This is a genomic window from uncultured Nonlabens sp. (genome assembly GCF_947495285.1).
Taxonomy (GTDB): Bacteria; Bacteroidota; Bacteroidia; order Flavobacteriales; family Flavobacteriaceae; genus Nonlabens.
The window spans coordinates 41,850-49,216 of record NZ_CANLXZ010000023.1; the positions used below are offsets into that span (position 1 = coordinate 41,850).

Sequence of the window (7,367 nt, forward strand, 5' to 3'; positions counted from 1 at the left end):
AAAGACTAAGAAATAACTCTTATTCTTTTATCAAAAAAAGAATGGACTAACTATTATTTACTGTAAGCTAGCGCGATAGAAATGGATAATAGAAGTATATATCATGTAGAAACAACACGTTCATTCCCTATAGCAAGACATAAAAAAACCTCGATAAAATGAATTACCGAGGTCTTTACTTATAAAACTTAACGCTTTTTTACTTTGCTATATTTACCGCTCTAGTTTCTCTTATCACTGTTACTTTAACCTGACCTGGATAAGTCATGTCTGTTTGTATTTTTTGTGAAATCTCAAATGATAATTGAGCAGCACGATCGTCATTTATTTTCTCGCTCTCTACCATAACTCTTAATTCACGACCAGCCTGGATTGCATACGCTTTTTCCACGCCTTTAAAACCAAAAGCTATATCTTCAAGGTCTTTTAATCTTTGTATATAAGAATCTAGCACCTGTCTTCTAGCACCTGGACGTGCACCACTTATCGCATCACATACTTGTACGATAGGAGAAAGTAAAGATGTCATTTCTATCTCGTCATGGTGAGCACCTATCGCATTACATACTTCAGCTTTTTCACCATGTTTTTCAGCCAGTTTCATACCTAATATTGCGTGTGGAGTCTCGTCTTCTGTCTCTGGCACCTTACCTATATCATGTAGAAGTCCTGCTCTTTTTGCAAGTTTAGGATTAAGACCTAGTTCTGCAGCCATGGTACCACAAAGTTTTGCTACTTCCCTACTGTGTTGTAATAAGTTTTGCCCATAAGAAGAACGATATTTCATACGACCTACCATTTTAATTAATTCTGGATGCAAACCGTGAATACCTAGATCGATAACTGTTCTTTTACCTACCTCAGCAATTTCATGATCGATTTGTTTTCTAGTCTTAGAAACTACCTCTTCTATACGCGCTGGGTGTATGCGGCCATCTGTAACTAATTTGTGTAATGATAACCTTGCCACCTCTCTACGTACCGAGTCAAAACAGGAAAGAATAATAGCGTCTGGAGTGTCATCTACTATAATTTCTACACCAGTAGCTGCTTCTATAGCTCTAATGTTACGACCTTCACGTCCTATAATACGACCTTTAACATCATCACTTTCTAGATTAAAGACGCTTACACAGTTTTCTACTGCTTCTTCTGTACCTATACGTTGTATGGTATTAATAATTACTTTTCTAGCCTCTTGTTGTGCTGTAAGTTTTGCTTCTTCTATAGTAGTTTGCACAATACTCATTGCTTCACTCTTTGCTTTATCCTTTAAAGACTCAACAAGTTGTTTTTTTGCGTCTTCACCAGACATACCGCTTATAACCTCAAGTTGTTTTACTTGAGAAGCGTGCATTTTATCCACCTCTTCCATGCGCTTGTAAACAGACTCGCGCTTTCCTTCTACATCTTTAAGTTTACTATCTAAAGACTGATTTAATTTTTTGCTTCTTGCGAGTTCATTAGAAACGTTAGACTCCTTGTCCTTTGTACGTTTCTCTGCATCTTTCATTTTTTGTTCTCTAGCCATGATTTCTTTCTCATGCTTAGATTTAAGCTCCATGAACTTCTCCTTACCTCTAAATAGCTTTTCACTAGATATCTTCTCTCCCTTTGCCTCAGCATCTTTGAGAATAGACTCTGCATCTTTTTTTGCAGTTGCGATAAGGCTGGACGCTTTACCTTTTTCTACTATTGATTTTGCTATAAAGAAGCCTATTGCTAGACCTATGATAAGTGCCACGATGGCATATATAATTGTTTCCATTGGTTATTATGTATAAAAAAACCTGCACAAGTTAGGGTTTTGTATGAACTCCTTAAATAAAGTTTAAGGTTAACTGGCTGATCAAGGATCCGACTCATACGTTCGGCTTGCTTTTACAACCACGACTCACCTTTTTTAAAGAATATCTTGTTGAGTTCACCAAAAAATGAAACAAGTGCAGGTAGTAACTGTTTATGTTTAAAGAACGACTATGACAGTTGCTTATCCAGCAGCAAGTTAAGAACATTTAATTGTTCTTTGGCCTGCTCTACATCTGCACTATCATCTATCACTAATTGCTCAGCCCTTGCTGCAAACTGAAGGGCACACATCGCAAGAAGATCTTGCTTATCCCTCACGGCATAGCTTTGCTCCAGTTGTTTAATCATGGCCTCAATACTTTTTGCTGCTTTACGCAAGCCTTCTTCACGAGAAGGGTCTATAGTTAGAGGATACACTCTATCTGCAACCGATATTTTTATTTTAAGTTTATCTGCCACTATTAAGTCAGTTGGGTAATACATTGATCGATCTCTCTAATCAACGCATTTATTTTGAGCTTTGTTTTTGTTTTATAATCATCACTACCTAGCATCGCATTTGCCGTTTTAAGCGCTACATTTTTTTCTTCACTCTCTCTAAACGCAGTAATAAGCGCATTATTTTGTTTTTCCAGTTCAAAAATGCGTTGATCCTTATCACCCATTTGAGACTTCAATCTTGTATTTTCTGATATTAAAGACTTGATTTTTAGCTCTATTTCAGAAATTTGAGAAGACAATGTAGGCATACGAACAATTTTAATGCTGTTGATACAAATCTAAGTTTCCATTTAGACAAATCAAATATTTATGGAACAAAGTTTGAAAACCTTTGCATTAATACCATTTCTCATTATATATTTAACTCATGATTAGACTTTTCACCTGTTTACTGACATTATTTTTATTTTCATCTCGCTATTGCGAAAGCCAAACCATCAAAAATCTTCCTCAAGATTACTTTGTAAACCCACTGGATATAGATCTTAAATTGAGTGGTACTTTTGGTGAATTAAGATCCAATCACTTTCATAGTGGTCTGGACATTAAAACAAATCAACGTACAGGTGCAAACGTGCATGCAGCAGCAGCAGGTTATGTAAGCCGCATAAAAATAGAACGTTATGGTTATGGTAAAGCTCTTTATATAACACATCCTAATGGTTATACAACAGTTTATGCGCATCTTAAAAAATTTGCTCCACGTATAGAAGCATATTTAAAGAAGAAGCAATATCAAAAAGAAAGCTACACCATACAATTATACCCTACAGATTTAGAACTACGAGTAGATCAAAATGAAATCGTTGCCTACAGCGGTAATTCTGGTGGTAGTGGTGGACCTCATCTACACTTTGAAATAAGAGACAGCGCAGCAAGACCGATTAACCCTATGATGATGGGAGTTGAAATTCCAGACACAAAAAGACCACTTGTTAAACAAATAAAGGCCTATCCTTTAAACGAAAACTCTACTATTAACGGAAGGAATGAAGCAAAACTTCTAAGACTAATACCTTTAAAAGGAGGGAAATTTAAAGTAGAACCCTTTAGTGCATATGGAGAGATAGGAGTAGGTGTCAATACCAGCGACCAACAAAACAAAGCAAATAATCAAAACGGAACCTTTCACATAGAAACTTATTTTAATGGAAGTAAGAATTTTGAAATGACTTTTGACCGTTATGCATTCAGCGAGTCTAGACACATCAATCAATTGATAGATTACGAGCATTTTAAAAACACTAAAAGCCGCATCTCTAGACTTTACATTCCTAATGAAAGTCCATTAAGCTTATACGAGCATCATATAAACAAAGGTGTTCTACAATTATATGACGCAGGAACTACTCATTCCTATAGAATCAAAATAGAAGATTTTAAAAAAAATAGCGTAGAAATAAACATGAATATTAAAAATGAGGCGCCCTTAGAATCCATACCATATAAAGATAATGATCTCCTAACTTTTGTAGATCACAGCAGTACTTATAACCAAAGTTATGGACCTTATTCTTTAATGATTCCTAAAGGAGCTCTATACCAAAATGTGTTTCTAGACATATCACAAAACGCAGATACACTTAAAGTGCATAAGGATATTGTGCCGCTTCATAAAAACATGATCATAAGTTATGATATGAGTTCAAAACAAAATGACAACCTTAAACAATACTACATAGGTAGAGTCACTAGTTGGGGTGCTGTGTATCATGTAAACACAAGAAGAAAAGGTACTACCTTAAGCGCAGCAACCAGAACTATGGGAACCTATGCAATTAGTAAAGACGATACCGCACCCACTATAAAACCTTTTAACTTTAAAAACAAACAGTGGATCACTAAAAACAAGACATTAAAACTCAAAATAGCAGATAAAAACACTGGTATAAATGGATACAGAGCAACTGTAAATGGTCAATTCATTTTAATGGAATACGACTATAAAACTGGAATGCTCACACACGATTTCTCAGATGGTGTCGTTACTGATTCAGAAAACGAACTAAAGGTTATCGTTACTGATAATGTAGGAAATAGCACTACATTTGAGGCCACATTTTACCGTAAAAGCTAAACAAACGATTTGAAGAACTTCTTACTATTCATAGCATGCATTGCTACCAGTCTCATACACGCTCAAAACGCTGTTATTCAAGGAGTTATCCTTGACGATAAGAATCAACCAGTTGCCGAGGCTAATGTTAATGTTAAAGGTACAACAATAGGTACAGCAAGTGATAAAACAGGCTATTACAGACTAGCAGTTCCTGCAAATCAAAAAATAACCATCGTTTTTTCTTCTATCTCTTATAAATCTGCTAGGCAAGAGTTTGAGCTAGACGCAAACGTTACTTTTGAATTTAATCCGATTTTAAATACAGCCATAGAGCAAATAGGTACGGTAACTATTAACAACACAAGGACTAAAGAGTTTGCTGGTATTACAAATGTAGACCCTACAGTTGTACGATCCATACCTGGCGTACAACCTGGTGTAGAAAATCTATTAAAATCGCTACCTGGAGTATCTTCTAACAATGAATTAAGTACTCAGTATGCGGTACGTGGCGGTAATTATGATGAAAACCTAGTTTACATTAATGAAATAGAAGTGTACCGACCATTTTTAGTGCGCAGTGGACAGCAAGAAGGCTTAAGTATTGTAAATGCAGACCTTGTGCGTAGCGTAGACTTTAGTGCCGGTGGTTTTCAATCTAAATATGGAGATAAATTAAGTTCTGTTCTAGACATTAATTACCGTCGCCCGACAGAATTCGGCGCGGGAATAGACGCTAGCTTTTTAGGTGTTAATGCTTATGTAGAAGGTACCGCTTTCGCGAAAGCGGCAACAGGAATACTAGGAGTGCGATATAGAAACAACAGTTTATTTGTGAATAGCCGCGAGACTGAAGCTATTACAAAACCAGTTTTTGTAGATGCACAAACCTATTTAACCTATCAAATAAATCCTAAATTTGAATTAAGCTTTTTAGGAAACATAGCTATCAACAGTTATGAATTTGAACCACTGACTTCACAAACTAATTTTGGAACCGTAAACGATGCACAATCCTTGATCATTAATTATGAGGGAAAAGAAGACGATCTATACGAGACTTATTTTGGCGCATTAAAAGCAAGTTATGATGTGAATAAACTTCTTAACTTGCGTTTTATAACTAGCGTTTACCACACTCAAGAACAAGAACATTACGACATTTTAGGACGTTATCGCATAGGCAGACCTAACACTAACATAGGTAGTGATGACCTAGGAGAAGTAGATTTTACACGTGCGATAGGTAGCGAGTTAGATCATGGTCGTAATGATCTAGACGCTCTTATAGTAAGTGTAGAGCATAAAGGTACCTTAGAATTTGACAACGGTAAAAAGGAAAACGACCAACTGGATTGGGGTTTAAAATTTAATCAAGAAGACATAAGAGATCGTTTAAGAGAATATACTGTGATAGACAGTGCTGGTTTCAATATAAGACCGCCATCGGTACCAGCAAACGACGAGCCCTATTTTGCATATACTGCACCGTTAGATTCTTTTGAATCTGCTAGTGCAGATAACGATGTGCAAATAACCAGACTCCAAGCATTTGCCCAATACAGCAGCCGTGGTTATATAGGTGATCATGAAATATACTGGAATGCAGGTGTGCGATCACACACCTGGAACGTAAGTGGTGCAGGAATTCAAAGCACTACACAAACTGTTATCTCGCCACGTGGACAGGTAGCTATGAAACCGGCATGGGATAACACAAATATGCTTTTCAGGTTCTCAACCGGTATATATTATCAACCACCTTTTTACAGAGAACTACGCGATCAACAAGGTGTTGTTAATCCAGATGTAAAGGCTCAAAAATCGGTTCATTTTGTATTAGGAAATGACTGGAGCTTTAACTGGACTGCCCCTAACGGAGATAAAAGACCTTTTAAATTAACCAGTGAAGCCTATTACAAAGATCTATCTGATGTGAATACCTACACGCTAGAAAATGTGAGAATACGCTACAGAGCAAATAATAATGCGGCGGCTTATGCCTATGGGCTAGATGTAAGAATGGCAGGTGAATTTGTAAAAGGAACTGAAAGCTGGATATCACTAGGCTATTTAAAAACAGAAGAAAATCTAGATGGCCGTGGCTATATCGCTAGACCTACAGACCAACGCCTTAAGGTAGCATTCTTATTTCAAGATTATGTACCTAACATTCCTAATTTAAAGGCATACATCAACATGGTGTACAGCTCTGGATTACCTGGTGGATCACCTAGCTATGCAGACCCTTATGATTTCCAATTCCGTTTAAAAGATTATTTTAGAGCAGATCTAGGTGTACAATTTGTACTAGTAGATGACAAGAAAAAAGCGAAAGCCGGCAGCTGGTTAGAAGATTTTGACGAGTTTTCTATAGGAGCTCAAATTTTCAACATCTTTGATTATGAAAATAACATTTCTAACTTATGGGTGCGCGATGTAGCTAGTAGTGCACAATTTGCAGTACCTGTTAGATTAACACCACGTGTTTTTAATTTGAGGTTAATTGCAAAGTTATAGGCGCTAGGTTTTGGGAATGAGGAGTGAGCAATGAGCGATGAGCAATGAGGAATGAGGAATGAGGAATGAGCAATGAGGAATGAGGAGTGAGCAATGAGCAATGAGGAATGAGGAGTGAGGAATGAGGAATGAGGAGTGAGCAATGAGGAGTGAGCAATGAGGAATGAGGAATGAGGAATGAGGAATGAGCAATGAGCAATGAGCAATGAGCAATGAGCAATGAGCAATGAGCAATGAGCAATGAGGAATGAGCAATGAGCAATGAGCAATGAGGAATGAGGAATGAGGAATGAGGAATGAGGAATGAGGAGTGAGCAATGAGGAATGAGGAATGAGGAGTGAGCAATGAGGAATGAGGAATGAGGAATGAGGAATGAGGAATGAGGAATGAGGAATGAGGAATGAGCGATGAGCGATGAGCGATGAGCGATGAGCGATGAGCGATGAGCGATGAGCGATGAGCGATGAGCGATGAGCG

Annotated in this window: 5 protein-coding genes and 1 other RNA gene; 2 read left to right on the forward strand and 4 right to left on the reverse strand. The window is 37.2% G+C overall.

All coding sequences use genetic code 11. The features are described from left to right. Positions 1-199: 199 nt before the first annotated feature. The 4 genes from rny to Q0838_RS10420 all read right to left on the reverse strand — a co-directional run bounded on the left by rny (position 200) and on the right by Q0838_RS10420 (position 2,558). Positions 200-1,768 carry a ribonuclease Y gene (rny, locus tag Q0838_RS10405; RefSeq protein WP_298954525.1) on the reverse strand — a complete coding sequence of 523 codons (1,569 nt, stop codon included), beginning with the start codon at positions 1,766-1,768 and terminating at the stop codon, positions 200-202. Between the two features lie 45 nt (positions 1,769-1,813). Beyond that, a non-coding RNA gene (ssrS, locus tag Q0838_RS10410) (6S RNA) lies at positions 1,814-1,924 on the reverse strand. 53 nt (positions 1,925-1,977) lie between these two features. Next, entirely contained in the window at positions 1,978-2,268 is a 291-nt protein-coding gene (locus Q0838_RS10415; RefSeq protein ID WP_298954527.1) for a cell division protein ZapA, read from the reverse strand. A 2-nt stretch (positions 2,269-2,270) separates the two neighbouring features. After that, positions 2,271-2,558, reverse strand: a complete 288-nt coding sequence (locus tag Q0838_RS10420) for a hypothetical protein (RefSeq protein WP_298954529.1) — start codon at positions 2,556-2,558, stop codon at positions 2,271-2,273. A 119-nt stretch (positions 2,559-2,677) separates the two neighbouring features. On the opposite strand from Q0838_RS10420, the gene Q0838_RS10425 reads away from it, so the two are divergent. Both Q0838_RS10425 and Q0838_RS10430 read left to right on the forward strand, forming a co-directional pair. Beyond that, a complete protein-coding gene (locus Q0838_RS10425) occupies positions 2,678-4,387 on the forward strand; it encodes a M23 family metallopeptidase (RefSeq protein WP_298954531.1) in 1,710 nt (569 codons plus the stop codon). A gap of 9 nt (positions 4,388-4,396) precedes the next feature. Next, entirely contained in the window at positions 4,397-6,889 is a 2,493-nt protein-coding gene (locus Q0838_RS10430) for a TonB-dependent receptor (protein ID WP_298954534.1), read from the forward strand. The last annotated feature ends 478 nt before the right edge of the window (positions 6,890-7,367 follow it).